Annotated in this window: 25 protein-coding genes and 1 riboswitch; of the genes, 15 read left to right on the plus strand and 10 right to left on the minus strand. The window is 64.2% G+C overall.

Annotated elements, in window-relative coordinates; genetic code table 11:
- Positions 1-125 precede the first annotated feature (125 nt).
- Positions 126-506 carry a hypothetical protein gene (locus tag JQ600_RS00530; RefSeq protein ID WP_212389422.1) on the plus strand — a complete coding sequence of 127 codons (381 nt, stop codon included), beginning with the start codon at positions 126-128 and terminating at the stop codon, positions 504-506.
- A gap of 166 nt (positions 507-672) precedes the next feature.
- Here JQ600_RS00530 and leuB read toward each other — a convergent pair whose 3' ends face one another.
- Entirely contained in the window at positions 673-1,785 is a 1,113-nt protein-coding gene (gene leuB / locus JQ600_RS00535) for a 3-isopropylmalate dehydrogenase (protein WP_212489626.1), read from the minus strand.
- A gap of 248 nt (positions 1,786-2,033) precedes the next feature.
- On the opposite strand from leuB, the gene JQ600_RS00540 reads away from it, so the two are divergent.
- Both JQ600_RS00540 and JQ600_RS00545 read left to right on the plus strand, forming a co-directional pair.
- Positions 2,034-2,897: a DMT family transporter gene (locus JQ600_RS00540; protein ID WP_212389424.1), complete on the plus strand. Its 864-nt coding sequence runs from the start codon at positions 2,034-2,036 to the stop codon at positions 2,895-2,897.
- 89 nt (positions 2,898-2,986) lie between these two features.
- Positions 2,987-4,177 (plus strand): YbfB/YjiJ family MFS transporter, encoded by a 1,191-nt coding sequence (locus JQ600_RS00545; protein WP_212389425.1) that lies wholly within the window; start codon positions 2,987-2,989, stop codon positions 4,175-4,177.
- A gap of 38 nt (positions 4,178-4,215) precedes the next feature.
- Here the strand turns inward: JQ600_RS00545 and JQ600_RS00550 are convergent, their stop codons facing one another.
- From JQ600_RS00550 to JQ600_RS00570, 5 genes are all read right to left on the minus strand, one after another.
- Positions 4,216-5,001 (minus strand): molybdopterin-dependent oxidoreductase, encoded by a 786-nt coding sequence (locus tag JQ600_RS00550; protein ID WP_212389426.1) that lies wholly within the window; start codon positions 4,999-5,001, stop codon positions 4,216-4,218.
- Positions 5,002-5,019: 18 nt separating this feature from the next.
- Complete coding sequence (locus tag JQ600_RS00555; RefSeq protein WP_212389427.1) at positions 5,020-5,667, minus strand: cytochrome b/b6 domain-containing protein; 648 nt, start codon at positions 5,665-5,667, stop codon at positions 5,020-5,022.
- Positions 5,668-5,845: 178 nt separating this feature from the next.
- The gene (locus JQ600_RS00560; protein WP_212389428.1) at positions 5,846-6,400 is read right to left on the minus strand and encodes a fasciclin domain-containing protein; all 555 of its coding nucleotides are present in this window, start codon (positions 6,398-6,400) and stop codon (positions 5,846-5,848) included.
- Positions 6,401-7,288: 888 nt separating this feature from the next.
- Positions 7,289-7,699, minus strand: coding sequence for a dihydroneopterin aldolase (gene folB / locus JQ600_RS00565; RefSeq protein ID WP_212389429.1), 411 nt, complete (start codon positions 7,697-7,699; stop codon positions 7,289-7,291).
- Positions 7,700-7,735: 36 nt separating this feature from the next.
- Positions 7,736-7,816: riboswitch (ZMP/ZTP riboswitch) on the minus strand.
- Positions 7,817-7,987: 171 nt separating this feature from the next.
- Positions 7,988-8,749 (minus strand): SDR family oxidoreductase, encoded by a 762-nt coding sequence (locus tag JQ600_RS00570; protein WP_212389430.1) that lies wholly within the window; start codon positions 8,747-8,749, stop codon positions 7,988-7,990.
- Between the two features lie 74 nt (positions 8,750-8,823).
- Here JQ600_RS00570 and JQ600_RS00575 point away from each other — a divergent pair, with 74 nt between their 5' ends.
- A complete protein-coding gene (locus tag JQ600_RS00575; protein WP_212389431.1) occupies positions 8,824-10,350 on the plus strand; it encodes a malonyl-CoA synthase in 1,527 nt (508 codons plus the stop codon).
- A 282-nt stretch (positions 10,351-10,632) separates the two neighbouring features.
- Positions 10,633-11,682 carry an HD-GYP domain-containing protein gene (locus JQ600_RS00580; RefSeq protein WP_212389432.1) on the plus strand — a complete coding sequence of 350 codons (1,050 nt, stop codon included), beginning with the start codon at positions 10,633-10,635 and terminating at the stop codon, positions 11,680-11,682.
- Positions 11,683-11,720: 38 nt separating this feature from the next.
- On the opposite strand, the gene JQ600_RS00585 is transcribed toward JQ600_RS00580, so the two are convergent.
- Entirely contained in the window at positions 11,721-12,575 is an 855-nt protein-coding gene (locus JQ600_RS00585; protein ID WP_249133427.1) for a sulfite exporter TauE/SafE family protein, read from the minus strand.
- Between the two features lie 506 nt (positions 12,576-13,081).
- Between JQ600_RS00585 and sdhC the strand changes: the two genes are divergently transcribed.
- From sdhC to JQ600_RS36655, 9 genes are all read left to right on the plus strand, one after another.
- On the plus strand, positions 13,082-13,483 hold the full coding sequence (sdhC, locus tag JQ600_RS00590; RefSeq protein ID WP_192739356.1) for a succinate dehydrogenase, cytochrome b556 subunit: 402 nt from the start codon (positions 13,082-13,084) through the stop codon (positions 13,481-13,483).
- Between the two features lie 20 nt (positions 13,484-13,503).
- Positions 13,504-13,878: a succinate dehydrogenase, hydrophobic membrane anchor protein gene (sdhD, locus tag JQ600_RS00595; protein ID WP_211994682.1), complete on the plus strand. Its 375-nt coding sequence runs from the start codon at positions 13,504-13,506 to the stop codon at positions 13,876-13,878.
- A 3-nt stretch (positions 13,879-13,881) separates the two neighbouring features.
- Complete coding sequence (sdhA, locus tag JQ600_RS00600; RefSeq protein ID WP_249135641.1) at positions 13,882-15,753, plus strand: succinate dehydrogenase flavoprotein subunit; 1,872 nt, start codon at positions 13,882-13,884, stop codon at positions 15,751-15,753.
- A 109-nt stretch (positions 15,754-15,862) separates the two neighbouring features.
- Complete coding sequence (locus tag JQ600_RS00605; protein ID WP_192739357.1) at positions 15,863-16,645, plus strand: succinate dehydrogenase iron-sulfur subunit; 783 nt, start codon at positions 15,863-15,865, stop codon at positions 16,643-16,645.
- Between the two features lie 121 nt (positions 16,646-16,766).
- Positions 16,767-18,959 carry a hybrid sensor histidine kinase/response regulator gene (locus JQ600_RS00610; RefSeq protein ID WP_212389433.1) on the plus strand — a complete coding sequence of 731 codons (2,193 nt, stop codon included), beginning with the start codon at positions 16,767-16,769 and terminating at the stop codon, positions 18,957-18,959.
- Positions 18,960-19,097: 138 nt separating this feature from the next.
- Positions 19,098-21,161 (plus strand): ABC transporter ATP-binding protein/permease, encoded by a 2,064-nt coding sequence (locus tag JQ600_RS00615; protein WP_212466874.1) that lies wholly within the window; start codon positions 19,098-19,100, stop codon positions 21,159-21,161.
- Positions 21,162-21,371: 210 nt separating this feature from the next.
- Positions 21,372-22,199, plus strand: a complete 828-nt coding sequence (locus JQ600_RS00620; RefSeq protein ID WP_212389435.1) for an FkbM family methyltransferase — start codon at positions 21,372-21,374, stop codon at positions 22,197-22,199.
- A 31-nt stretch (positions 22,200-22,230) separates the two neighbouring features.
- The gene (locus tag JQ600_RS00625) at positions 22,231-22,617 is read left to right on the plus strand and encodes a VOC family protein (protein ID WP_212389436.1); all 387 of its coding nucleotides are present in this window, start codon (positions 22,231-22,233) and stop codon (positions 22,615-22,617) included.
- 58 nt (positions 22,618-22,675) lie between these two features.
- Positions 22,676-22,912: a hypothetical protein gene (locus tag JQ600_RS36655; protein ID WP_249133334.1), complete on the plus strand. Its 237-nt coding sequence runs from the start codon at positions 22,676-22,678 to the stop codon at positions 22,910-22,912.
- Between the two features lie 108 nt (positions 22,913-23,020).
- On the opposite strand, the gene JQ600_RS37495 is transcribed toward JQ600_RS36655, so the two are convergent.
- A complete protein-coding gene (locus JQ600_RS37495) occupies positions 23,021-23,689 on the minus strand; it encodes a hypothetical protein (RefSeq protein WP_409363308.1) in 669 nt (222 codons plus the stop codon).
- A 71-nt stretch (positions 23,690-23,760) separates the two neighbouring features.
- Positions 23,761-23,970: a hypothetical protein gene (locus JQ600_RS37500; RefSeq protein ID WP_409410636.1), complete on the minus strand. Its 210-nt coding sequence runs from the start codon at positions 23,968-23,970 to the stop codon at positions 23,761-23,763.
- Positions 23,971-24,230: 260 nt separating this feature from the next.
- Between JQ600_RS37500 and JQ600_RS37505 the strand changes: the two genes are divergently transcribed.
- A complete protein-coding gene (locus JQ600_RS37505; protein ID WP_409363310.1) occupies positions 24,231-25,211 on the plus strand; it encodes an OmpA family protein in 981 nt (326 codons plus the stop codon).
- Positions 25,212-25,269: 58 nt separating this feature from the next.
- Here JQ600_RS37505 and JQ600_RS00635 read toward each other — a convergent pair whose 3' ends face one another.
- Positions 25,270-26,226 carry a homocysteine S-methyltransferase family protein gene (locus JQ600_RS00635; RefSeq protein WP_212389438.1) on the minus strand — a complete coding sequence of 319 codons (957 nt, stop codon included), beginning with the start codon at positions 26,224-26,226 and terminating at the stop codon, positions 25,270-25,272.
- Between the last annotated feature and the right edge of the window lie 210 nt (positions 26,227-26,436).

Below are 26,436 nucleotides of genomic sequence, written 5' to 3' on the forward strand. Positions count from 1 at the left end.
GTGCCGGCATTATTGTGGTCCGGTGTGGCGCAATTGACCTAGTGACGCCCACCCTGCCGCGGCTACAATGAGCGCCAACCCGATTTGGTGATCGGCCCCAACGGGCTGACAATGACGAGGATGCGATGACCCCTAAATTCCCTGCTGCGAGCAAGCTCGTGGTGATGCTTGCTGCAGCCGCCCTCGTTGCGGTCGCCACGACCGAAGCCAGCGCCCAGTCCAGGGCTCAATACGACAAGGACGGGCGCCCTTATTACGGACGCAGTGGCCCCAACCGGGTCTACCAGCAGGGTCCGAACACCCGCGTTTACGTCACGACGCGCTCCTGGCTCGACGCCGGCACTGAAGTTTTGCCGGGCGACCGCAAATTCCAGGATTACGCGTTTCCGCCGGATCTCGGCTACCCGTCATTCGCGCGCGAAAATCTCAATCGCCCGATCGACCGTCAGCCGCTCAACCCGCCGTCGGACATGGGCGGCTATCCGCAGCGCTTCCCGCTGTATTGAGCTATTGAGCTAAACCAACGGTGTCGTCCCGGTCTTGAGCCGGGACCCATACGCCGCGGCCCATCGATCTAGACAGGCTGTTCGACGGCTTTCTTCGCCATCATAACCGACGGTGGTTATGGGTCCCGGCTCAAGGCCGGGACGACCACGTGGAGAGTCCTTCGGCTTACGCGTGCAGCTTCTGCAATTCCTTCAAAATCGCATCGCCCATCTGCGTGGTGCTGGCCGCCGTCGTTCCCTCGGACTTGATATCCGCGGTGCGCAGGCCGCTGGCGAGCACGGCGGCGATCGCCGCATCGACCTTGTCGGCAAGCGCGCCCATGTCGAACGAATAGCGCAGCGCCATGCCGAACGAGGAAATCATCGCGATCGGATTGGCGAGGCCTTTTCCGGCAATATCGGGCGCCGAGCCATGCACCGGCTCGAACAGCGAGCGGCGCTTCTTGGTCTTGGCGTCGATCTCGCCGAGCGAAGCCGAGGGCAGCATGCCGAGCGAGCCCGTCAGCATCGCCGCGATATCGGAGAGCATGTCGCCGAACAGATTGTCCGTCACGATGACGTCGAACGCCTTGGGCGCCTTGACCAGGTTCATGCCGCCGGAATCGGCGAGCTGATGCTCCAGCGTCACGTCCTTGTATTCGCGGGCGTGCACCTGCGTCACCACCTCGTTCCAGAGCACGCCTGACTTCATGACGTTGCGCTTTTCCATCGAGGTCAGCTTGTTGCGGCGTTTCCGCGCGAGATCGAAGGCGACCCGGGCGATGCGCTCGATCTCGTAGGTGTCATAGACCTGGGTGTCGACGGCACGCTTCTGGCCGTTGCCGAGATCGGTGATGGTCTTCGGCTCACCGAAATAGACGCCGCCGGTCAGCTCGCGCACGATCATGATGTCGAGGCCTTCGACGATCTCGCGCTTCAGGCTCGAGGCGTCCGCCAGCGCCGGATAACACACCGCCGGGCGCAGATTGGCGAACAGGCCGAGATCCTTGCGCAGCCGCAACAGGCCGGCCTCGGGCCGTACGTCATAAGGCACAGCGTCCCATTTCGGACCGCCGACCGCGCCGAAGATCACGGCATCGGCCGCCGTCGCCAGCGCCATGGTTGCATCCGTAATGCTTTGCTTGCTGGCGTCATAGGCGGAACCGCCGACCAGCCCCTGCTCGGTCTCGAAACGGGCAATGCCTTGCGCGTTGAGCCAGTCGATCAGGCGTTGCACCTCCCCCATCACTTCGGGGCCGATGCCGTCGCCGGGGAGAAGCAGCAGTTTATGGGTCGCCATGATCAGTTACCTCGGAGCTTGTTTGATCGTCATCGCCGGGCGTAGCCGTCTGAAGGACGGCGTCGCTTCCGCTCGCCTCTGCCCGGCAATCCATCTTTTTTGAAGACGATGGATGCCCGGGTCGAGCCCGGGCATGACAGGCGGAGGAATTCCGCGGGAGTGCTAAAGCGCCCGGGGCGGATTGGCAAGGCGGCTTGGACAGGCCACAAAGGCAGATAAGCCCGCCCCAAGACGGACATCTCGACCTCATGACCCCAGCCATCCTGTTCGCCTTCGCCTCGGCCAGCCTGCTGGGTGCGGGCGTCGTGACGGCGCAATTCGGGCTGCGAACGGTCGAGCCGCTGTCCGGGGCCGCGATCAGCGTGCCCTCGTTCACGCTGTTGTTCCTGCTGGTCTCGCCCCTGCTGCTGGCCGGCGAGCCCGTGGTCTGGCGGGCCCTGCCGATCTTCGCCGCGATCGGGCTGGTATTTCCGGCCATGCTGACCCTGCTGACCTTTGCCTCCAACAGTGCGCTGGGCCCGGTCGTCACCTCGACGCTCGGCAATCTGGCGCCGCTGTTCGCGGTCGCGCTCGCCGTCGTCCTCCTGCATGAGCCGCTCCACCAGCTGCAATTCGCCGGCCTCGTGATCGCGGTCGCCGGCGCCGTGATCATCACCGTCACCCGCCCCCGCGATCTCGGCGACTGGCGAAGCTGGGCCCTGCTGCTGCCGCTCGCCAGCGCCTTGCTGCGCGGCGTGGTGCCGCCGATCGTCAAGCTTGGGCTCGAAATCTGGCCGAGTCCGCTCTGGGCCTGCCTGATCGGCTATGTCGTATCGTCCTTCGTGGTGCTGACCGTGCAGCGCGTCCGCAAGGGGAGCATCGTCGTGGCAGCGCCTTGGCCGGGCCGGTTCTGGTTCGCCATCACCGGCATCTGCAACGGCCTCAGCCTGCTGTCGCTGTTCGCCGCCTTACGCAACGGCCCGATCACGCTGGTCGCACCTGTCGCCGCGATCTATCCGCTCGTCACCCTGCTGCTCAGCGCGATGGTGCTGCACCATGTACGGATCACACCGCGCATCGTCGCCGGCGCGGTGCTGACGGTTGCCGGCGTGGCGCTGGTGCTGATCGGCTGATGTTGCGTAAACGGCACGACACCATTGCTCCCTGCGCGGCTGTGCAACGGTCGCCCGGCCTGCCAGAATGACCGTTGCCGGAGATTTTTGTGAGAGCCCCTAACCCTCCCCCGTCCTACGCGCATCCCGCGTGGTTGATCCTCATCGTGTCGCTTGCGCCGACGATCGGTCTTGGAATCGGCCGCTTCGCCTATGCCCTGGTGCTTCCGGACATGCGCGACGCGCTGGGCTGGTCCTATTCCGCGGCCGGCTTCATGAACACGATCAACGCCGTCGGCTATCTCGCGGGCGCGCTGCTCGCCTCGCGCATGATCCGGCGGTTCGGGCTGACGCGAACGGTGCGCTGGGGAACGCTGGCCGCCGTCATCTCGCTGGCGCTCTGCGCCGTCTCCGGCAATTTTTTCGTGCTGAGCTTTGCCCGGTTGCTGGCGGGCATCGGCGCCGCGGGCGGATTTGTCGGCGGCGCGGCGCTGGCCGCCACGATCGCGCAGACGCGGCCCGATCGCGCCAATTTCCTGCTCAGCCTGTTTTACGCCGGGCCCGGGCTCGGCATCCTCGCGTCGGGACTGATCGCGCCGTTCGTGCTGCAAGGTTTTGGACCGGGATCGTGGTGGATCGTGTGGTGGGCGATGACGCTGCTCTCTGTCGCGTTGATCGTGCCGCTGCTGCTGGCGCCGCTCGGTGGTGGCGCTGAGATCGACAGCGCGGCGCCGGCCAGATTCTCGGTGGGGCCGGTGCTGGCCTATCTGCTCGGCTACTTCCTGTTCGGCGCCGGCTACATCGCCTACATGACCTTCATGATCGCCTATGTCCGCGATGGCGGCGGCGGCGCTGCGGCGCAGAGCCTGTTCTGGAGCCTGATCGGGATCAGTGCGTTCGCAACGCCCTGGGTATGGCGGCGGGTGCTGGCGCTGGATCGCGGCGGCCTCAGCACCGCGATCATCCTCGGCGTCAACGCGATCGGTGCGGCGCTGCCGATCTTCGGGCACTCGCCGCTGTTGCTGGCGATCTCGGCGCTGGTGTTCGGCGTCGCGTTCTTCGCGGTGGTCGGATCGACCACCGCCTTCGTGCGCTTCAACTATCCGCCGTCGGCCTGGCCTATGGGGATCGCGGCGATGACCATTTCGTTCGGCATCGGCCAGACGCTGGGGCCGATCGTGGTCGGCGCGATCACCGACGCGGTGGGCAGTCTTTCGTTTGCGCTCAACGTTTCCGCGGCGATGCTGGCGACCGGCGCGGTTTTGTGCGCGTTTCAGAAGCGGCTGAAGACGACTGCGTAGGGTGGGTGGAGCGCAGCGATACCCACCCTACGAAGCGATCAACTCCCGCTGAACGAATTATATCCCTGGTCTTCCCAGAAGCCGCCCTTGTAATCGTTGGTGACTTCCATCGAGAGCACGTATTTCGGATTCTTGAAGCCGAGCTTTGTCGGCACGCGAATCTTCATCGGAAAGCCATAGGCGCGCGGCAGGATCTCGTCGCCGAACTTGAACGTCATCTGGGTCTGCGCATGCAGCGCGCTGCGCATGTCGAGCGGCGAATTGTAGCCGTCCTTGTCGGCGCACTGGAACCAGACATATTTGGCGCGGGTGTCGGCACCGACGATTTTCAGGAAATCGCGCAGCGGCGTGCCGGTCCAGCTGCCGATCGCGCTCCAGCCCTCGACGCAGATATGGCGCGTGACCTGTTTGACCTGCGGCAGCTTGTACAGTTCCTCGAGCGTCCACGACTTCTTGTTCTCGACCAGGCCCCGCACCTCGAGCTTCCAGTCCTTGGCCTCGATCTCGGGGGCCTCGTCGAGGCTGTAATAGGCGTTGAACGGGAACGGCTTGGTGATCGCGCTTTCCGGGAAGGTCGGCGCCATCGCATCGGGATTGAACATCCAGGCCTGCACGCCGTCATTGAATTTCGAGACCTGCTTCAGCATTTCCTCGGCCGAAAAACTGTCCGTTACGTCGCAGCCGGTGAGCAGCGTCAGCGCGCCGAGGCTGGCGCCGCCGGAGATGAAGCGCCGGCGCGTCAGGTCCGGCATGGTCTTGACGGCATCCTTGAGCAGCAGGCTCTTGTCGACGCCGGGAATCAGAAGGTTGCGCAAGCGGCCCATAATATCCTCCCAGTATGCTCAGCGGCCGACAATCATCGCGCGCAGGCTCTTCGGCACCAGCAGTGCAAGCACGACATGCACCACCATGAAGGCGACGATCGCGGCCATGCAGAAGAAGTGGACGTAACGGGCGGCCTCGTAGCCGCCGAACATTGCCGTCAGATATTGCAGCTGCACCGGCTTCCAGATCGCCAGACCCGACAGCACGATCACGATGCCGACCACGATGATGCCGGCATAGAGCAGCTTCTGCACGTAATTGTACTTGGTCAGATCCTCATGCGACAGCTTGCCGGTCAGCGCCGCCTTGGTATCGGCAAGCACGCCCTCCCGCGTGATCGGCAGCAGCTTCTTGCGGAAGCGGCCGGTGGCGAGCCCCAAAGCGAGGTAGATCAGGCCGTTGACCATCAACAGCCACATCGCGGCAAAATGCCAGAGCAGCCCGCCGCCGAGCCAGCCGCCCAGCGTGATGCTGCTCGAGAAGGTGAAACCGAACAACGGCGATGCGTTATAGATCTGCCATCCCGACATGATCATCAGGACCATCGCAAAGGCATTGGTCCAGTGCAGCGCCCGTACCCAGGCCGGCTGAATGACCTTCGCTCGCGTCGCCTTGGCTGCTGCCTTGGTGCTGGCTTGCTCGTCGCTGGCTGCAATGCTCGACATGGCCTGTTCCGTCGTTGCAATTCGTTACCGGTTTATACGCCGGGAACCGGGGTTTCGTTACTGCCCTCGTGCGACCAGATCGACGCATGGGGCTCTTCGGGGTCACAAAAAAGCGAGCCGGGTCGCCCCGGCTCGCCCTTCCCCGCATCCTGTTGGACTAATCAGGAGCGCGCGGAGATCACGAAGCCGGCATCAGCACGGTATCGACCACATGGATCACGCCGTTGGACTGGTTGACGTTCGAGATCGTGACCATCGAGGTTCCACCCTTGGCGTCGACGATCCAGACCTTGCTGCCGTCGAGCTTCACCGTCAGCTGTTCGCCTTCGGCGGTCTTGAGCTTCATGCCGTCCTTGAGGTCGGCTGCGGCGAGCCTGCCGGGGACGACATGGTAGGTCAGGATCTTGGTCAGGGTCGCCTTGTTCTCAGGCTTCACCAGCGTGTCGACGGTGCCGGCCGGCAGCTTGCTGAAGGCGGCGTTGGTCGGCGCAAACACCGTGAACGGGCCTTTGCTTTCCAGGGTTTCGACCAGCCCGGCGGCCTTCACGGCGGCGACCAGCGTGGTGTGGTCCTTGGAGTTGACGGCGTTCTGGACGATGTTCTTCGAGGGGAACATCGCGGCGCCGCCGACCATCACGGTCTTTTCTTCCGCGCTTGCCGGCGCTGACACGGTGGCGGTGAGCGCGAGCACGCTGAAGGCGGCGGCGGTCAGATAAGCGATACGGTTCGACATGGATCTTCTCCCGATGATTGAGGTCTCCGGCGGGGGGCCGCCGGTGCTGAGAACAACGACGCTGGTCGGTTGACCGTTTTCGCCGTCGTTGGCCGAGCTACGGGAGGTTTTTCGGGCAGTTTCGGCGGATAATTTATCGTGATGGCTGAAACTTTCGGGAGGGTGGTCCGTGGGGGAGTAGTCGTCCCGGCGAAGGCCGGGACGACGCGGAAACAGTTTCGCATTCTCGCGGCGCGATGCGCCCGAGGTTTTCAATTTCGTTCCGCCCCCGAAATCAGAGGGCGCAGGGAATGCCGGATGCGCGCTGCACCCGCGGTCTCGCGTGCGATTGTGCTAAAGAAGCTGCACACGAGCATACAGGGCAGCGGAGAACATCCGACATTCCCTGCGCAATGGCTTTACGGCTTATGACGCGCTCTCCCCGGTGAGACGGCCTCTATTGCCACCGTCGCCCCTCGGGGGCGTTAGCTCCCGAAAGGCTTGACGCCGTTACGGGCGCCAGGACCACACGCTTTTGCCGTACGCATCAGCCGCGACCGTCAATCGCAACGTCAGCGTCCACCGCATCCCCGCCCCTCGTTGTGACGATGGCCAACGCCCCTCTGAGTGGGACGGGATGGCGATAGATGCGCACTGATTTGGGTCGGATGACAACAAGAATATTTTTGATTTTCGGAACTTCTTGACTTGACATGATTTCTGCAAATCGGAATTGATTTGCCTGTCGGGTTACTTTGTCGCAGCTACCATCTCCACATCGTCATTGCGAGCGCAGCGAAGCAATCCATGATGCCGCGTTACGAGAGATGGATTGCTTCGCTTCGCCCGCAATGACGATCCCGTGCGGTGAAGGATGGGTGGGCCACCGCGTCGTACCGATGCCGCCCCCTAGACAAAATCTTCCATTGCTTCCTCGACCGGCCGATCCGCCAGCTCGGCGCGCGCCAGGCGCACCGTGATTCCGACCTTGCTGACCGTATGCGGGATCGGCGGACTGAACTTGGCGACGCCAACGGTGATGGTGTCGATCAAGGCGAAGCGCCGCAGCAGGCCGATCGCAACCGCTTCCCCGAGCGCTTCCAGCGTTTGATATTTCGTCGCGCCGGCAAGACTCACGGCGGCATCCACCACGGCATCATAGCGGACCGATGCGTCCAGCCGGTCGTCCCGGTGCGTCGGCGCCGCCTTCAACGCCGCGTCGATGTCGAAGGTGAATTTCTGGCCGAGGCGGCGCTCTTCCTCGAACAGGCCGTGGTACCCAAAGGTCTGCAATCCTGATATCTGGATGGTCGTCAACATGGGCCGCTCCTTCTTGAGAAGGTGGATCGGATTTTTTCCGATTGCCCAGGCGCGCGGCTGATTACCTCGCGCTTCCCGATGGTGCCCCATCTGCGATCGCCAGTCGCGCGAGAGGGTGAGTATACGGGCGCGATCGACGCGACTCAAGGGTGCCCGACTGTCTTGAAAGCTTGTAGCTTGTAGGGTGGGCAAAGGTGCGCTTGCGCCGTGCCCACCACTTTGCAGTTAGGCAGGAAGCAAGATGGTGGGCACGCTTCGCTTTGCCCACCCTACGTGATCTACCAAGGACTAGTCATTGCTCGCCGGCGTCTGGATGAAGCCGCGATTGTGTGTCGGGCTGATCAGAATCTCGTTGACGCAGACGCGCGGCGGCAGGCTGGCGACGAACGCGATGGTACGGCCGCAATCCTCGGGCTGCAGCATCTTCGCCAGTTGGGTTTCGTTCGGCGGCACCGGGCGCGATTTCAGGATCGGGGTTGCGACCTCGCCGGGCGACAGGCAGCAGGCGCGCAGCCCATTGACGCATTCGTCCATGTTGAAGGAATGGGTCAGCGCCAGCACCGCATGCTTGGTGGTGGTGTAGGCCGGGCCCGTCATCTTCGAAACGTGCCGGCCGGCCCAGGACGCGACGTTGATGATGCAGCCATCCTTCTGCTTGCGCATCGCCGGCAGCACAGCTTGCATGCAGAACATGACGCCGTTGAGGTTGATATTGACGACCTTGTCCCAGCCCTCCGGTTCCACATCCGCCCAGCTCCGCTTCGGTACGTTGACGCCGGCGCTGTTGACCAGGAGGTCGATCCGGCCGTGCTTTGCGAGGATCTGTTCCGCCGCCTTGTTGACGTCGGCCCTGTTGCCGACATCGAGCGCGATCGCCTCGGCCTTGCCGCCCTTTTTGGTGATGTTGGCCACGACCCGGTCCAGCTCGGCCTGGCGGCGCCCCGAAACCACGACGATCCAGCCATCCGCCGCGAGATGCTCCGCGCCGGATTCACCGATTCCCGTGCCGCCGCCGGTCACCCAGGCTACGCGTTTCCCATTATTTGACATGCAAACTGTCTCCGTTGCTTTTTGAGGGGCCTTTTTGCTAATCCAGCCACCTGATGCCCCTCAGGGAATGTTGCATGAACACCACCGCCAGCGCCAACCTGTTTTCCCGCCTGTTCGACAAGCTCGACGACCCCGCCCGGCTCGCGATCGAGATGCTCGACGGTACGAAAATCAGCTATGCCGATCTGATCGCCCGCGCCGGCCAGATGGCGAATGTGCTGGTTTCCAGGGGCGTCAAACCGGGCGACCGCGTGGCGGCGCAGACCGAAAAATCCGTACCGGCGCTGGTGCTCTATCTCGCCACGGTACGATCAGGTGCGGTGTATCTGCCGCTCAACACCGCCTATACGCTGAACGAGCTTGAGTATTTCATCACCGACGCCGAGCCGTCGCTGGTGGTGTGCGACCCCTCCAAGGCTGAGGGCATCGGCGCGATCGCGGCCAAGGTCAAAGCCAAGGTCGAAACGCTCGGACCCGACGGCAAGGGAACGCTGACGGACGCCGCCGCCCGGGCGGACACTTCGTTTGCAACGGTCGCCCGCGCCAGCGACGACCTCGCAGCGATCCTCTACACGTCGGGCACCACGGGGCGTTCCAAGGGCGCGATGCTGACGCACGACAATCTCGCCTCGAACTCGCTCTCGCTGGTGGACTATTGGCGCTTCACCAAGGACGATGTGCTGATCCACGCGCTGCCGATCTATCACACCCATGGCCTGTTCGTGGCGAGCAACGTGACGCTGTTCGCACGCGCCTCGATGATCTTCCTGCCGAAGCTCGACCCCGAACTGATGATCAAGCTGATGGCGCGTGCAACCGTGCTGATGGGCGTGCCAACCTTCTACACGCGGCTGCTGCAGAGCCCGGCGCTGACCAAAGACTCCGCCAAGCACATGCGGCTGTTCATTTCGGGCTCGGCGCCGCTGCTCGCCGACACCCATCGCGAATGGGCCGCACGCACCGGTTTTGCCATTCTCGAACGTTACGGCATGACCGAAACCAACATGAACACCTCCAACCCCTATGACGGCGACCGCGTTGCCGGCGCCGTCGGCCTTCCCTTGCCCGGCGTTTCCGTCCGCGTCACCGATCCCGAAACCGGCAAGGAGATCGCGCGCGACACCATCGGCATGATCGAGGTCAAGGGCCCGAACGTCTTCAAGGGCTATTGGCGGATGCCGGAGAAAACAAAAGCCGAATTCCGCGACGACGGCTTCTTCATCACCGGCGATCTCGGCAAGATCGACGACAAGGGTTATGTGCACATTCTCGGCCGCGGCAAGGATCTGGTGATCTCCGGCGGCTTCAACGTCTACCCGAAGGAAATCGAGAGCGAGATCGACGCCATGCCGGGTGTGATCGAATCCGCCGTGATCGGCGTGCCGCATGCGGACTTTGGCGAAGGCGTCACCGCGGTTGTGGTGTGCAACAAGGGCGCCGACATCAGCGAAGCCTCGGTGCTGCAAGCGCTCGATGGGCGTCTTGCAAAGTTCAAGATGCCGAAGCGCGTCTTCGTCGTCGACGAATTGCCGCGCAACGCGATGGGCAAGGTGCAGAAGAATATTCTGCGGGATACTTACGCAAAGATTTACGCAAAATAGCGCCATCCCCTGTCCGGGTGAGACGACGCCTGTGCCTGCGCCAACGAAGCGCGAAGCCAAGCTCCACGAAGACGAGTTCCACCATGGCGAGTTCCATGGCGCGCGGCGCATGTGAACAATTTTTGGGCATTGCCATTTAACCGAAAGATTCCGTTTCGCGGATAGCGTGACGAATGGCGCGTTGTACTCCCGTAATATTACGGTCGTTTTGAAACGGCGAGCCGGTCTGATTTTCAGAAGCGATGACGATCAGGCCAAACCGCCTTCCAGGTAATGTTATCGATGTTGTTGCACGTCGTCGCAGATCAACCGGATCGAATCTCGACGCTCCGCATGCTGCTGGGGGCGAAGTTCAGCGTCAGCTCGTCCTTGCTCCGCAAGGAACACAACGTCCCGAAGAATTGCGACGCGGCCATCGTCAGCGTCGATCTTCGAAACGCCGACAACATCGTCGCGCTCAAGGAGCTGGCGGCGAAATTCAAGGGCGCCAAGCGGAAGATTTTCATCCTCGATCAGAAGGCGCGGCTGTTCGCGGCGCAGGCCTATGCTCTTGGCGCCACGCACGTGCTGTTCAATCCGGTCACCGCGCGGTCGCTGCTCGCGGTGCTGATCGACCCCAGTTCGATCGAACTCACTGACGACACCGGCGGTCAAGGCGCCCGCGGTGCGGCGTCGGCGGGCGCCGCCTCGCTGGCGCTGATGTTCGCCGCGGTGCTGCATGGCCAGCCGATCGATGTCGCCGACGCCAAATCGGCCGCCTGCAAGATTTCCAATTGCGTTGCCGAGGAAGGTCTCTCCGAATGGCTGGAAGTCGTCCGCCGCCACCATGAGGGCACCTATCAGCATTGCTTGCTGGTGACGGGAACGGCGGTCGCCTTCGGACTGAGCCTGGGATTGGCCGAAGCTGATATCGAGCGGCTGTATTCGGCGGCGATGTTCCACGACATCGGCAAAGCCAAGATTCCCCTCGCGGTGCTCGACAAGCCCAGCCGTCTGGAGCCGGGCGAGCGCGCTTTGATCGAAACCCATCCGGCGGCCGGGCACACCATCCTGAAGAGAACGCGCGGCATCTCGGCGGAAATCCTGCACGCGGTCCGGCACCACCATGAATATCTCGACGGCAGCGGATATCCCGACGCGCTTTGCGCCGAAAGCATTTCCGACCTGGTCCGGATCCTGACCATCGCCGATATTTTTGCGGCGCTGATCGAATTTCGCCAGTACAGGCCGGCGATGCCGCGTGCGCAAGCCTATGAAATTCTCGGCGGCATGCACGGCAAGCTGGAAGCCCCGCTCGTCAAGGCGTTCAGGGAAGTCGCCCTGAACCGCTGAGGGCGCGCGAACGCACTGCATTGCGTCGATGATGTTTCCTACAACAGGCTGATCACAAACCGGCTGCCGACAATGAAGAGATAGCAGCCGAACGCGATCTCCAGGTTGCGCTTTGACATCGCATGCGCCGCGCGCACGCCGAGCGGCGCGGTGAGCAGGCTGGTCGGCATCACAAGCAGGGCGCCGATCAGCGAGACGAAGCCGATTGCGAACGGCAGCTGCAGCGCGGTGACATCCGGATAGCGCGCCGCCGCGGGCCAGCCGGCATAGATGTAGCCGAGCGCGCCGGGGATCGAGATCAGCACCGCCAGCGCCGAGGAGGTCGCGACCGCCTGATGAATCGGACGGCCATAGAACGTCATCAGAAGATTGGCGAACAGGCCGCCGCCGACCCCCATCAGGGTCGACAGCAGACCGATGAAGAAGCCATAGAGCCGCATCAGCGGGCCCTTTGGGATGTCGTCGCCGAATTTCCAGTTGTCGCGCGCCAGCAGCAGGCGCGCGGCGGCCGACCATGCCACGCCGACGAAGACGATCTTGAACAGCCGCTCGGGCGCGTAACGCGCGGTGATGCTGCCGGCGATGACGCCGATGATGATCGGCAGCCACCACAGTTTGAGCACGCCCAGATCAACCGCGCCGCGGGCGTGATGGGCGCGAAACGAACGGATCGAGGTCGGGATGATGATGGCGAGCGAGGTGCCGATGCAGAGCGGCATCCGCACATCCAGCGGCACGCCCGCAAGCCGGAAGCACTCATAGAACACCGGCACCAGGATCGCGCCGCCGCCGATCCCGAAGATGCCGGCGAAAAACCCCGACACCGCGCCGACCGCAACCAGCATCAGCGCTAGTTCGACAAGCTCGACGAGATTAAGCCCGGCCATCACCATCCCGCCTTCACGTTGAGGAACACCGCAGCGTTACCCGACGAATCGCAACGCGACCATCGCCGCCCTGGCGGCAGCCCCCACGATCAAATGCAAGGCTTGAAGTGCAAGGCTTCAAGCCGAGGACGCGCTGTCGGGGCGTGCGCTGGATTCGCATATCCGGTCGGCTCTGCGGGAATAGCCTCGACGCGCTCGGGAACGGCGGCGAAGGGACGCCGCCCGCTCCACGATGTGGGGCCGCCGGCCACGCCACCGCCGACCCTTTATACGCGCAGGCGGCGACAGCTCACCACAACAAGCGAACAACGATTCGTTCTTTCAATGAACCGGTGCAAGCGTGGTATACCAAGCCGCTGATCGCCCTCGTTTCATCCTCGATCTAGTAATGAACGACCGTTCGATTTCGTGGCATTTGATCGTTGCGCTCGCTGGTTCGACTACGTAAATAGAATTGCTTTAACGCGATCCCCGATGGGCCGCACCACGTCCCGCCAACTTCAAAGCCGCCGATGACCGCCAGGATCGAACGACCGCTTTCTCCCCATCTGCAAACCTACCGCTGGACGCTGACGATGGCGCTGTCCATCGTCCACCGCGCCACCGGCGTGGCGCTGTATTTCGGAACCCTGCTGCTGGCCTGGTGGCTGATCGCCGCCGCCTCCGGCCCCGGCGCCTACGCCAATGTGCAGGCTTTTACCGGCAGCTTCATCGGACGCCTGATCGTGTTCGGCTACACCTGGGCGCTGATGCATCATTTGCTTTCCGGGCTCCGGCATCTCGTCTGGGACCTCGGCTACGGCTTCAAGGCCAATGAGCGCGAGGCCCTGACCTGGGGCGCGCTGATCGGCGGCATTTCGCTTACCATCCTGGTCTGGATCGTCGCCTACATGACCATCGGAGGCGGACGATGAACGCGCCCAAGTCGCCTTCCATGCGCACACCTCTCGCGCGCGTCCGCGCCCTCGGCTCCTCGCATTCCGGTACCTCCGATTTCTGGCGTCAGCGCCTCACCGCTGTCGCGATGACCTTGCTGATCGTGCCTGTGATCGTGGTGGTGCTGATGTTGCTCGGCAGCAACCAGGCGGGTGCCAAGCAAATCTTCAGCTCGGTGCCCATCGCGATCATCATGCTGCTCTTCATTCTCGCCAGTGCCTGGCACATGAAGATCGGCATGCAGGTCGTGATCGAAGACTACGTGCACAACGAGAAGATCAAGCTCGCCAGCGTGATGGCCAATAATTTCTTCTGTATCGCGGTGGCGCTCGCCTCCATTTACGCGATCCTCAAAATGTCATCGGGAGTGTAACCCATGGCTTCTAAGAATCCGGCGACTGAAGGTAACGGCAAGGCCACCAACGGCAGTGGCGGTCCAGGAAGTGGTCCTGCCACCAACGGAAAAGCCTATCCGATCGAAGACCATACCTACGACGTCGTCGTGGTCGGCGCCGGCGGCGCGGGCTTGCGCGCCGTGGTCGGCTGCTCGGAAGCCGGCCTGCGCACCGCCTGCATCACAAAAGTGTTCCCGACCCGCTCGCACACGGTCGCCGCACAGGGCGGCATTTCGGCGGCACTCGGCAACATGCATCAGGACGACTGGCGCTGGCATATGTACGACACCGTCAAGGGGTCGGACTGGCTCGGCGACCAGGACGCCATCGAATACATGGTGCGCAACGCGCCCGAAGCGGTCTACGAGCTCGAACATTGGGGCGTGCCGTTCTCGCGCACCGAAGACGGCAAGATCTACCAGCGCCCGTTCGGCGGCATGACCATGGATTTCGGCAAGGGCCAGGCGCAGCGCACCTGCGCCGCCGCCGACCGTACCGGTCACGCCATGCTGCACACGATGTACGGCCAGTCGCTGCGCCACGCGGCCGAGTTCTTCATCGAGTTCTTCGCCATCGACCTCATCATGGACGACCAGGGCGTTTGCCGCGGCGTGATCGCGCTCAAGCTCGACGACGGCACGCTGCATCGTTTCCGCGCCCAGACCACGATCCTCGCCACCGGCGGCTACGGCCGCGCCTACGCCTCCTGCACCTCGGCGCATACCTGCACCGGTGATGGCGGCGCCATGGCGCTGCGCGCCGGCCTGCCGCTGCAGGACATGGAGTTCGTCCAGTTCCATCCGACCGGCATCTACGGTTCGGGCTGCCTCGTCACCGAGGGCGCGCGCGGCGAAGGCGGCTATCTCGTCAATTCCGAGGGCGAGCGCTTCATGGAACGCTACGCGCCATCCGCCAAGGACCTTGCCTCGCGCGACGTGGTCTCGCGCGCGATGACCATCGAAATGCGCGAAGGCCGCGGCGTCGGCAAGAAAAAGGATCACATCTATCTGCACCTCGATCATCTCGATCCGAAGGTGCTGCATGAACGGCTGCCGGGCATTTCCGAATCGGCAAAAATCTTCGCCAATGTCGACGTCACCCGCGAGCCGATCCCGATCACGCCGACCGTGCACTACAATATGGGCGGCATCCCCACCAATTATCACGGCGAAGTGCTGACCAAGCGGGACGGCGACGACAACGCCACCGTGCCCGGCCTGATGGCGCTCGGTGAAGCCGCCTGCGTCTCCGTGCACGGCGCCAACCGGCTCGGCTCCAACTCGCTGATCGACCTTGTCGTGTTCGGCCGCTCCGCGGCGCTGCGTTGCGCCGAAAAACTCACGGCCAACGGCAAGCAGCCGGAGCTGCCGGCGGGCTCCGCCGACCTGGCGCTCGGCCGGCTCGATCACTACCGCTACGCCTCCGGCGGCACGCCGACGGCAAAACTGCGCGACAGCATGCAGCATGTGATGCAGAGCAATTGCGCTGTGTTCCGCACCGGCGAAGTCCTGAGCGAAGGCCAGAACCTGATCCACAAGGTGCATGGCGGCATCGGCGACGTCGCGACGGCGGACCGCTCGCTGGTGTGGAATTCCGACCTGATCGAAACCCTCGAATTCGACAATCTGATCGTGCAGGCTGTCGTGACGATGGACTCGGCGGCCAACCGCACCGAGAGCCGCGGCGCCCACGCCCGCGAGGATTTCGCCGAACGCGACGACAAGAACTGGATGAAGCACACGCTGGCGTGGATCGACGAGCGTGGCAAAACCACGATCGATTACCGCCCGGTGCACGACTACACGATGACCAACGACGTGCAGTACATCCCGCCAAAGGCGCGGGTGTATTGATCTCTACTTGTCATGCGCGGGCTTGACCCGCGCATCCATCTTTCTTCGAAGAAGATGGATTGCCGGGTCAAGCCCGGCAATGACGAATTGAACCGCAGAGGCAAGATAGATGGTTGAATTCGCGCTTCCGAAGAACTCAAAGATCACCGGCGGCAAGACCTGGCCGAAACCGGCGGGCGCGACCGAGACGCGCGAGTTTCGGGTGTATCGCTGGAATCCGGACGACGGCAAAAATCCGAGCGTCGACACCTATCACATCGATACCAGCGAATGCGGGCCGATGGTGCTGGACGGCCTGATCTGGATCAAGAACCACATCGATCCGACGCTGACTTTCCGTCGCTCCTGCCGCGAAGGCGTCTGCGGTTCCTGCGCCATGAACATCGACGGCCAGAACACGCTGGCCTGCACCAAGTCGATGCACGACGTCAAAGACGGCGCTGTCAAGGTCAACCCGCTGCCGCACCAGCCTGTCGTGAAGGACCTGGTGCCTGACCTGACCAATTTCTATGCGCAATATGCCTCGATCGAGCCGTGGCTGAAGACGACCACGCCGACGCCGCAGAAGGAATGGAAGCAGAGCCACGAGGACCGCGAAAAGCTCGACGGCCTCTACGAATGCATCCTGTGCGCCTGCTGCTCGACCTCATGCCCGAGCTACTGGTGGAACAGCGACCGCTTCCTGGGCCCCGCCGCGCTGCTGCAGGCGACGCGCTGGGTTACCGATTCCCGCGATGAAGCCACCGGCGAGCGGCTCGACAATCTCGAAGACCCGTTCCGGCTCTACCGCTGCCACACCATCATGAACTGCGCCAAGGCTTGCCCGAAGGGCCTCAACCCGTCGGAAGCCATTGCCGAGCTCAAGCTGAAGCTGGTCGAGCGGCAAATTTAGCTAATTTGTGCCGAGTATCCCGGTAGACGGCCGGGCCGGCGCCCGACAAAGTTTTCCGTTTCCGGGCCGCTTTGTTCCGTTACAGGTTTGACGTAAGATTCGCTCCGGAGCAGGAGCGCCCGTGCAGACCGCACAACGCAATTCGCTGAGATTGCTGCAATGGATGATGGCGGCCTCGCTGGCCCTCCCGCTGGCGCTGTTCATCTTTGCATCCGCGGTTTCCTGGATCTCGATCAACGAGACCGCCGACCGGGAAATCGAACGCTCGCTCGATGTCGTGCACGAGCACGCGCTGAAAGTGTTCGAGACCATCGACCGCAGCCTGTCCGAAATCGCCGAGGTGATCCGCGGCATTCCGGACGCCGGCATTACTTCCCGCGAGGAAGCGCTGCATCAGCGGCTGAAGCAGCTTGTCGGGTCGCTGCCGCAGGTGAAATCGACCTGGGTCTTCGACGCCAGGGGCCACGCGCTCGTCAACAGCCTCGTCATGCCCCCGCCCGAGATCGACTTCTCGGACCGGGATTATTTCAAGGTCCATGTCGCCGGCGACATCGGAACCTATATTGGCCAAGCGCTGATACCGCGCCCGCCCTATCAGGGCGCGCCGTTTTTCGGCTTCAGCCGGCGGCGGCAAAACGCGGACGGCAGCTTTGCCGGCGTGATCCAGGCGTCGGTACTGCCTGAATATTTCGAGAATTTCTACGCCCGGATCGGCCGCGAGCCCGGCAGCTTCTTTGCGCTCGCCCTGACCGACGGCGCGGTGCTGGCGCGCTTTCCAACCATCGATCAGGAAGCTCGGCTCGACTTCTCGGGACCGGTCGGACAGCAGATCGCGGCGAACCCCAAGGCCGGCCTCATCACCGTGACGTCGCCGACCGACGGCATCGAGCGCCGCCTCGGCTACCAGCGGCTCGCCGAATATCCGATCTATATCAGCGCCGGCCTTGAGACGTCGGCAATCCGGGCGCGCTGGTTCTCCACCATCAGCCAGCACCTCATCTTCGGCGCGCCGGCCACCGCCCTGTTGTTCTTCTTGCTCGCTCTCGCCCTGCGTCGAACGCGGCATCTTTATGCCGAGGCTGCCAAGCGGCAGGAGGCCGAGGAAGCGCTGAAGCATGGCCAGCGGCTCGAGGCGCTGGGGCAACTCACCGGCGGCGTCGCGCATGACTTCAACAATCTGCTCACCGTGATCCGCGCCTCCGTCGATCTGTTGCGGCGACCGGACCTGCCGGAGCCGCGCCGGCTGCGCTACATCGACGCGATCTCGGACACGGTCACACGCGCGGCACGACTGACGAGCCAGCTGCTGGCGTTCGCACGCCGTCAGACACTCAAGCCGGAACTGTTCGACGTCGGCCAAAACGTGCAGATGCTGAGCGAGATGATCAAGACGCTGATCGGTTCGCGGATCGAGATCGAGATCCATGGGCCGACCGAACCGTGCGTCGTCAATGCCGATGCCGGGCAGTTCGAAACCGCGATGATCAACATGGCGGTCAACGCCCGCGACGCCATGGACGGCCGCGGCAGGCTGACCATCACGGTGCACGCGGCAACCGAATTGCCCGGCGCCGCCGCAGGTTCGCCAAATCCCCGCAACCAGGATTCCATCGGCCAGAACCGCGCCGGCCAAAAACCCACCGGCTATGTCGCCGTCTCCGTCGAGGATACCGGCGTCGGCATTCCCCAGGAGCAGTACGGTCGCATCTTCGAACCCTTCTTCACCACCAAGGAGGTCGGCCAGGGCACCGGGCTCGGCCTGTCCCAGGTGTTCGGTTTCGCCAGGCAATCCGGCGGCGAAGTGGTGGTGGCCAGCGAAGTGGGAAAAGGCAGCGTTTTCACGCTGTACCTGCCGCGTGCCACCGGTGACGGCAAGCCGCAGCAGATAATAGTGGAAGATGCTCCGCCGCTCGACGGAAGGGGCATGTCGGTGCTCGTGGTCGAAGACAATATCGAGGTCGGGAAATTCGCCACCGACGCGCTGGCCGAACTCGGCTACGGCACAACCCTGGTCGACAACGCCACGCACGCGCTGGAAGAACTGGCTGAAGGCGCCGACCGCTACGACGTGGTGTTCACCGACGTCGTGATGCCGGGCATGACCGGCATCGAGCTGGCGCAGGAAATCCGCCGTTACCATGCCGATCTGCCGGTCGTGCTGACCAGCGGCTACAGCCACGGCCTGTCCGAAAGCGGCAGCGACGGTCTGGAGCTGCTGCAAAAGCCCTACTCGATCGAGCAGCTTTCGCGCGTGCTGCACGCGGTCGCCCGCTGGCGCATGATGAAACGCGCCACCGCGACGCGGGCGTCCTGAGGTCAGCAGGTCAGCGGTGTCATTCACACGTCGTCACGGCCGGGCCAAGCCGTCTGAAGGACGGCGTCGCTTGCGCTCGCCTATGACGTGGGAAGCACCCATCAGGGAACCTTCTGATTTTCTTCGCGTTATCGGGCCATGGCCAAGACTGATAGTAAGTCCGATGCGAAGTCCGCCGTGAAGTCCGAGCCGTCCTCGAAGAAATCCGACTCGAAGAAATCCGATTCCTCGAAGAAATCGCCTGCCACCAAAGAATCTGCTTCCGAAGAGTCATCGGAAGAAAAGTCCGAGGTTGTCGATGTCGTTGCGGAAGACGGCGACCACGTTGAACCGCCGCCGCCGCAGGTGGTCGAGCCCGACCCGGAATTGTCGCCGGAGGAGGCCGAGCAGGCGCGTAAAGACTATCTGCTGACACGGTTCTGGATCAGCGCGCGCGGCTATTGGGGCAGAGGCGGCGACCGGCTGGCATGGGTCTTTTCGATCGGGCTGTTGATCCTGATCGTCGTCAATGTCGGATTCCAGTACGGCATCAATGTCTGGAACCGGGCGATCTTCGACGCCATCGAGAAGCGCGAATCCGCCACCGTCTTCTATCTCACCGGGGTGTTCTTCCCGCTTGCGATCGGCAGCGTGCTGCTCGGCGTCGCGCAGGTGTTCGCGCGGATGGGCATCCAGCGGCGCTGGCGGGCCTGGCTGACCAGCGCTGTCATGACGCGCTGGCTCACCAGCGGCCGCTACTACCAGCTCAACCTCGTCGGCGGCGATCACAAGAATCCGGAACACCGCATCGCCGAGGATCTGCGGATCTCGACCGACTCGCCGGTGGATTTCGTCGCCGGCGTCACCTCGGCGTTTTTATCCGCTGCGACCTTCATCGTGGTGCTCTGGACCATCGGCGGCGCGCTGACGGTGACGCTCGGCGGATCTGTTGTGACGATCCCCGGCTTTCTCGTCATTGCCGCGGTGGTCTACGCCGCGATCGCCTCCGGCTCGATCATGGCCATCGGCCGCCGCTTCGTGCAGGTGTCCGAGGACAAGAACCAGGCCGAGGCCGAATTCCGCTACACGCTGACCCGGGTGCGCGAGAACGGCGAGAGCATCGCGCTGCTCGGCGGCGAGGAGGAAGAACGCGACGGCCTCGACAAGAACTTTTCCAATGTACTGCGGCAATGGTCGCAGCTCGCCCGCCAGCATATGCGCACCACGCTGGTGTCGCAGGGATCCGGCCTGATTGCACCTGTGGTCCCGCTGCTGCTGTGCGCGCCGAAATTCCTCGACGGCAGCATGACGCTCGGACAGGTGATGCAGGCGGCCTCCGCCTTTACCATCGTGCAGACCGCGTTCGGCTGGCTGGTCGACAATTATCCGCGTCTCGCCGACTGGAACGCCTGCGCGCGCCGGATCGCCTCGCTGATGATGTCGCTCGACGGGCTGGAGCGGGCCGAACGCGGCGACGGCTTCGGCCGCATCAAGCGCGGCGAGACCGAGGGCGAGGCCATGCTCAGCCTCAACGATTTTTCGGTAACGCTCGACGACGGCACCGCCGTGGTCGGCGAGACCGAAGTCGTGATTGAACCTGGCGAACGGCTGTTGGTGGCCGGCGAATCCGGCACCGGCAAAAGCACCTTGGTGCGCGCGATTGCGGGGCTGTGGCCATGGGGTGGCGGCAGCGTCAATTTCCATCCTGACCGCCGGCTCTTCATGCTGCCGCAGAAGCCGTACATCCCCACCGGCACGCTGCGCCGTGCGATCGCCTATCCCGGCGCCGCCGAGGACTGGAGATCCGAACAATTCTGCGAAGCCCTGCACAAGGTCGGTCTCGATCATCTCAAGGAGAAGATCGAGGAAGAGGCGCCGTGGGACCAGACATTGTCGGGCGGCGAAAAGCAGCGGCTGGCGTTCGCGCGGCTGTTGCTGCACAACCCCGACATCGTGGTGCTGGACGAGGCGACCTCGGCGCTCGACGAAAAGAGCCAGGACAAGATGATGGAGATGGTCATCAAGGAGCTGCCGAAAGCAACCATCGTCAGTGTCGCCCATCGCGTCGAGCTGGAAGCCTTCCATAGCCGCAAGATCGTGCTGGAGCGGCGCAAGGGCGGCGCCAAGCTCGTCAGCGACGTCGATCTGATCCCGCGCAAGGGCAAACGCCGCCTGCTCGGCCGCTTCCTGCGCCAACGCAAGCCGCCGAAAAAGGCGGCGTGACGCTAGCTGTCGTCCCGGCGAACGCCGGGACCCATACCGCGTGATCTGTCGATGAAGCTCGGTAGCAGAGACCATTCGCAAAACTTCTCCCTGTGGTTATGGGTCCCCCGATGCGCAATTGCGCATCTGAGCTCAAGGCCGGGACGACGAGAGTTGGAGTCCTCGCTAAAAGTCGCTATGCATGCGCCGCTTTCCACCGAGGATATCAGTTTGAAGCCCGACAACGACCCCACGCCCGCGCCGTTCGGCGCGTTCGCACCGAATGCTGCGCAGGCCGCGATCATTGCGCTGGCGCACCGCTCGCGGCTGAAGCGCGGCGCGTTCCGGCCGATGCTGTCGCGGCTGGTCAATGTGCTGCGCGCAGGGCCGGTGGACGTGCGCTACCAGGGCGCATCGTTTCGTTTCTATCACCAGGCCAGCGCCACCGAGCGCGGCGCGCTGTTCAATCCGGACTACAACATCGAGGAGCTGGATTTCTTGCGCGCGCATACGCCCTCCGGCGGCGTGTTCGTCGATGTCGGCGCCAATGTCGGCACCTATGCGCTTGCGCTGGCGCGCCATGTCGGCGCAAGCGGCAGGGTGATCGCGATCGAGCCGCATCCGGTCACGCATGCCCGGCTCGCCTTCAACAACGCCGCCTCCGGCTTTGCCCACACCAGACTGGTCGCCGCCGCCGCCGGTCCCGCCGATGGCGAGTTGATGATCGAGACCGATGGCGACAATCTCGGCGCCAGTCATATCGTGTCGGGTCAAGCCTCGAGCAAGGCGATCAAGGTACCGTCGCTGCGGCTGCAGCGCATCCTCAATGAAGCCGGCGTCTCGCATGTCGATGCGCTGAAGATCGACGTCGAAGGCTTTGAGGACCGCGTGTTGACCGGCTTCTTCAAGGACGCACCGCAGTCGCTATGGCCGCGCGCGGTGGTGATCGAACATCTGTCATCGAATGAATGGCAGAATGACTGCATCGCCGACATGCGCGCCCGCGGCTATGCCGAAACCGGCAAGACCCGCAGCAATACGCTGCTGGTGCGCGACTGAACCGACCATCTTCTAACCACGGGAGAGTTCGATGATCGACCATATCGGTTTTCCGGTTTCGGATTATGAACGCGCCAAGGCGTTCTATGTGAAGGCGCTGGCGCCGCTCGACTATGTGCTGGTCATGGAAGTGACGCAGGAACAGACCGGCCATGATCCCGCCGCCGGCTTTGGCGCCAACGGCAAGCCGGATTTCTGGATCGGCGGCGAAGGCGGATTGAACAAACCGCTGCATGTCGCGATCCTCGCCAAGGACCGCGCCACCGTCGATGCCTTCTACAACGCCGCCTTGGCTGCCGGCGGGCGCGACAACGGCGCGCCTGGAATCCGCGCGCATTATCACCCGAACTATTACGGCGCCTTCGTGCTCGACCCCGACGGCCACAACATCGAGGCGGTCTGCCACACGCCGGGATAATCGGGTTTCCGTGCAGGTTTGTTTGGGGAACCTCCGGGCATTAGTTCCGTTGCCGTAGATGCCAATCGAACCTCCCGAAATCCCGCCGCCTACACCGGGAAAACCAACCGAGCCGCCGCGCGAAGATCCTCCGGGCAATCCCCGTCCGGAGGTTCCGCCACCGATGCGCGAGCCCGGCGCTCCGCCGCCGCCGCAGGAATTGCCGGGCAAGACGCCGGATGAACTGCCGGTGCGCGGACCGAACGGTCCCGCTACGCCCAATCCGGCCACAGATCGGCCACAGGGAGCAATTTGACTTTGATTTGAAAGCGTCGCCTGAATACGCAATGAACAATTGCACATGTAACCTATTGCGTCCGCGAAATAAAAAGCATCCGCGCTCTCCAGCCCGCCACAATCCGGTCTAACGATTAGCCGTTGATCGACCCGCCCACGCAATCGGCAACAACGATTCCTTCGCTGCCAGAACCTTTCCAGGGACCCAGAACATCATGACAAACCTTCGCATCGTGCTGCTTGCCACGACCGCTCTGACGGTGACGCAGATCGCGACATCCGCCTCGCACGCGCAAAATGCGCCACTGGTCGTCGCACAGGCCAGGGAGGAGCTCGGTCCCGACGGAAAGCCCAAGGCGCCGCCAAAGGGCGCGCCGCCGCCGGCCGCGAAGCCACCGACACCACCTGCGCCGCCACCGGCTGTGGCTCCGCCTCCACGCCCGGCACCTCCGCCGGCTCCGCCGCCTGCTGCGGCTCCTCCGCCGCGTCCCGCACCGCCGCCGGCACCACCCGCCGCCGCGCCGCCGCCGCGGCCGACACCTCCTCCCGCGCCGCCACCGGCGGCTGCGCCGAAGCCACCAGCTCCGCCCGCCGCTGCGCCGCCTCCGCGTCCAACGCCGCCGCCGGCTGCGGCTCCGCCCGCACGTCCGACACCAACGCCGCCGCCTGCCGCAGCTCCGCCCGCGCGTACGCCGCCTCCGCCAGCGGCAACCACCACGCCTGCGCCGACCGCATCGCCGCCCGCTGCAGGCAGCACAACGACGACACCTCCGGGTGCGCCACCGCGCCCGGGCACGGGCGCGCCTCCGGCTGGCACCAAGCGTGTGCCGGGAGCGCCGGGCGCAGCCCCCACGGCAACGCCAACCGCTACACCATCGCCGACCACGCCTCCGGCCGCTGCAACGCCTTCGACGCCTCCTGCCGGCGCAGCTCCGACGGCGCCTTCGCGTCCAGGCGCAACAACGCCGCCCGCTGCGGGCGGCGCGACGACGACACCTCCGGGTGGTCAGCCGCCACGCCCCGGTCAGCCACCCGGCGCACCGCCGGCTGCCGGAACGACACCGCCTGCTGGCGCACCGCCGGCCGCCGGAACGACGCCGCCTGCGGGCGCACCCCCGTCAGCCGGAGCGCCGACGCCCGGCCAGCAGGGACGCCCGGTCATTCCGCCCGCACCTCCCGCCGGCGCCCCGGCCCCAAGTACCGTCCCTGGATCGGCAGCCGCAACAGCACCGCCCGGCAGATCGCAAAACGCTCCGCCGACGGTTGCACCGGCCTTCCGGGCCGCACCCACGGTCACAACGCAACTGCCGTCAGCGCCACCGCCGCGGCGGGAAAACATGACGCCACTCGCGATCGGCGCAGGCGTTGTGGCCGGCGCCGTGGTCGGCGCGACCATCGCCAACATGCACAGCCAGCGGCGCGAAACCATCGAAGGCGGTCGCACCATCTACACCGAGCCGGACCGGATCATCATCCGCGACCCGAGCGGCCAGCAATACGTCCGCGGCAACGATCTCTATCGCTTCCGTTATGGTGCGCGTGACATCCAGACCGAGACCGTCGGCGGCGAAACCCGCACCATCGTGATCCGGCCGGACGGCAGCCGGATCATCACCGTGGTCGGCAACGACGGGCGGCTGCTGCGCCGGATCCGCCGCGACGAACGGGGCCGCGAGGTCATCATCATCGACAACAGCTACCGCGATCCGCGCGCGGTCGGCGGCTTCTATGTCGATCTGCCGCCGCCAGTGGTCAACATGCCCTACGACCGCTACATCGTCAGCGCGGACGAAGCGACCCCGGAAGTGATCTACGACACCATGGTGGCGCCGCCGGTACAACGGATCGACCGGCGCTACTCGCTCGACGAAATCCGCTACAGCCCCAATGTCCGGATGCAGATGCCGAGCATCGACGTCAACTCGATCAACTTCGCAACCGGTTCGTGGGAGATCCCGCCGGACCAGGCGGCGAGGCTGCAGGCGATCGCCGACGGCCTCAACCGCGCGATCCAGGCCAACCCGCGCGAGGTGTTCCTGATCGAAGGGCACACCGACAGGGTGGGCTCCGACATCGACAATCTCTCGCTGTCGGACCGCCGCGCCGAATCCGCCGCAACGCTGCTGACGCAGCAGTTCGGCGTGCCAGCGGAGAACCTGACCTCGCAGGGTTATGGCGAGCAGTATCCGAAGGAGCAGACGGACGGACCGAGCGAGATCAACCGGCGCGTCACGGTCCGCCGCATCACCCCGCTGCTCAATGGCGGCCAGGCCTCGCTGCCGCCGCCCCCGCCCGGCACCGCGCCACCGCGGCGTTGAGTTGGTCACCACCAAATGAAAATGGCCGGGAGCAATCCCGGCCATTTTTGTTTTTGTGTCAGGCGCTGAGCGCCCGCGGCGGCAGGCAGGCGTCGCAGATCGCCGCCACGTGACGATGGTCGGTGCCGCAACAACCGCCCAGAATGCGCATCGCCGGAAACGAGCGCCTGAGATTCAGATAGCGCCGGCCGAGATCCTGCGGATCGCCCGCATCGAGCGTTGCAGACTCATCCAGTTCGGCATGGCTCTTGGTCGATGCATTGGCCCTGACGCCATGGATGCGCTTGACCCAAGCCTCGTCGGCCTTCAGCGCATGCTCGAAATGCGTCGGATGCGCGCAATTGACCAGGAAGTACTCGACCGAATCCTGCACCGCGCGATCCACCGCCTCGATCGCTTCGCGCAACGTCCCGCCATTGACCAGACGGCCGTCGGTTTCCACCGTGAACGAGATCACCGCCGGAATCTGCTGCGCCCTGGCCGCACGCGCGATGCCGATCGCTTCATTGATGTTCGTGAGCGTATAGGCCGTCACCATGTCGGCGCCGCCTTCGACGAAGGCCGCAATCTGCGCGCCATGATAGGCCTCGGCTTCGGCCGCATCCATGTTGCCGGCCTTGTAACCGTCGCCGCGCGGGCCGATGGCGCCGCTGACGACGCAGGGCGTCATCGGCCTTTCCCATTCGGCGCGCAGCTCCTCGAGCAACCCGATCCCGCGAATGTTGATCGCCCTGAGCGCGGCCGCATCGTAACCAAGCATGGCGCCCCAATCGGGATTGGCCCGCCATGTCGGGCTGTCCAGCACAAAGCCAACGCCATGGTCGCGCGCGACCGCCATATAGGCCTGGTAGTATCGCTTCAGCGTGCCCCGGCCTACCTCGCTGTCGAGCAGCACGAAGGCGGCGAAATGGGGCAGATCAATCCCTTCATGGAAGATCAGCGTCGTTTCCATGCCGCCATCGGTGAGGAAAATACCGCCGCGGCGCTGCGGCAGGTCGTATCGATATTTTGTCATTGCAATATCTCCGTGATCGGCAAAAGGCGCTGATGATAGGTCCGGCGCGGCGCGCCCTGGTCTGGTGGAACTGGTGCCGCATAGTGTCGCGGTTTCCTAGGCGGCTCGTGGTGCGGCTGAATTTCGGGCCGTAAAATGCTAGGAAATCAGACGGTTGCGCGGCGCGTGCAAAATCGCGGCGCCAGTGCACGGAGTCAAAACCGTACCGCA

The organism is Bradyrhizobium sp. AUGA SZCCT0176 (genome assembly GCF_018130145.1).
GTDB lineage: Bacteria > Pseudomonadota > Alphaproteobacteria > Rhizobiales > Xanthobacteraceae > Bradyrhizobium.

Excerpts from the sequence above, each read along its gene's own strand:
- JQ600_RS00560 (WP_212389428.1), bottom strand. The coding sequence starts at position 6,400 with ATGTCGAACCGTATCGCTTATCTGACCGCCGCCGCCTTCAGCGTGCTC.
- JQ600_RS00570 (WP_212389430.1), bottom strand. The coding sequence starts at position 8,749 with ATGTCAAATAATGGGAAACGCGTAGCCTGGGTGACCGGCGGCGGCACG.
- JQ600_RS00615 (WP_212466874.1), top strand. The coding sequence starts at position 19,098 with ATGGCCAAGACTGATAGTAAGTCCGATGCGAAGTCCGCCGTGAAGTCC.
- JQ600_RS00625 (WP_212389436.1), top strand. The coding sequence starts at position 22,231 with ATGATCGACCATATCGGTTTTCCGGTTTCGGATTATGAACGCGCCAAG.
- JQ600_RS37505 (WP_409363310.1), top strand. The coding sequence starts at position 24,231 with ATGACGCCACTCGCGATCGGCGCAGGCGTTGTGGCCGGCGCCGTGGTC.
- JQ600_RS00580 (WP_212389432.1), top strand. The coding sequence starts at position 10,633 with ATGTTGTTGCACGTCGTCGCAGATCAACCGGATCGAATCTCGACGCTC.
- sdhD (WP_211994682.1), top strand. The coding sequence starts at position 13,504 with ATGCGCACACCTCTCGCGCGCGTCCGCGCCCTCGGCTCCTCGCATTCC.
- JQ600_RS00530 (WP_212389422.1), top strand. The coding sequence starts at position 126 with ATGACCCCTAAATTCCCTGCTGCGAGCAAGCTCGTGGTGATGCTTGCT.
- sdhA (WP_249135641.1), top strand. The coding sequence starts at position 13,882 with ATGGCTTCTAAGAATCCGGCGACTGAAGGTAACGGCAAGGCCACCAAC.
- sdhC (WP_192739356.1), top strand. The coding sequence starts at position 13,082 with ATGACCGCCAGGATCGAACGACCGCTTTCTCCCCATCTGCAAACCTAC.
- JQ600_RS00575 (WP_212389431.1), top strand. The coding sequence starts at position 8,824 with ATGAACACCACCGCCAGCGCCAACCTGTTTTCCCGCCTGTTCGACAAG.
- leuB (WP_212489626.1), bottom strand. The coding sequence starts at position 1,785 with ATGGCGACCCATAAACTGCTGCTTCTCCCCGGCGACGGCATCGGCCCC.
- JQ600_RS00605 (WP_192739357.1), top strand. The coding sequence starts at position 15,863 with ATGGTTGAATTCGCGCTTCCGAAGAACTCAAAGATCACCGGCGGCAAG.
- JQ600_RS00550 (WP_212389426.1), bottom strand. The coding sequence starts at position 5,001 with ATGGGCCGCTTGCGCAACCTTCTGATTCCCGGCGTCGACAAGAGCCTG.
- JQ600_RS36655 (WP_249133334.1), top strand. The coding sequence starts at position 22,676 with ATGCCAATCGAACCTCCCGAAATCCCGCCGCCTACACCGGGAAAACCA.
- JQ600_RS00585 (WP_249133427.1), bottom strand. The coding sequence starts at position 12,575 with ATGGTGATGGCCGGGCTTAATCTCGTCGAGCTTGTCGAACTAGCGCTG.
- JQ600_RS00555 (WP_212389427.1), bottom strand. The coding sequence starts at position 5,667 with ATGTCGAGCATTGCAGCCAGCGACGAGCAAGCCAGCACCAAGGCAGCA.
- folB (WP_212389429.1), bottom strand. The coding sequence starts at position 7,699 with ATGTTGACGACCATCCAGATATCAGGATTGCAGACCTTTGGGTACCAC.
- JQ600_RS00635 (WP_212389438.1), bottom strand. The coding sequence starts at position 26,226 with ATGACAAAATATCGATACGACCTGCCGCAGCGCCGCGGCGGTATTTTC.
- JQ600_RS00540 (WP_212389424.1), top strand. The coding sequence starts at position 2,034 with ATGACCCCAGCCATCCTGTTCGCCTTCGCCTCGGCCAGCCTGCTGGGT.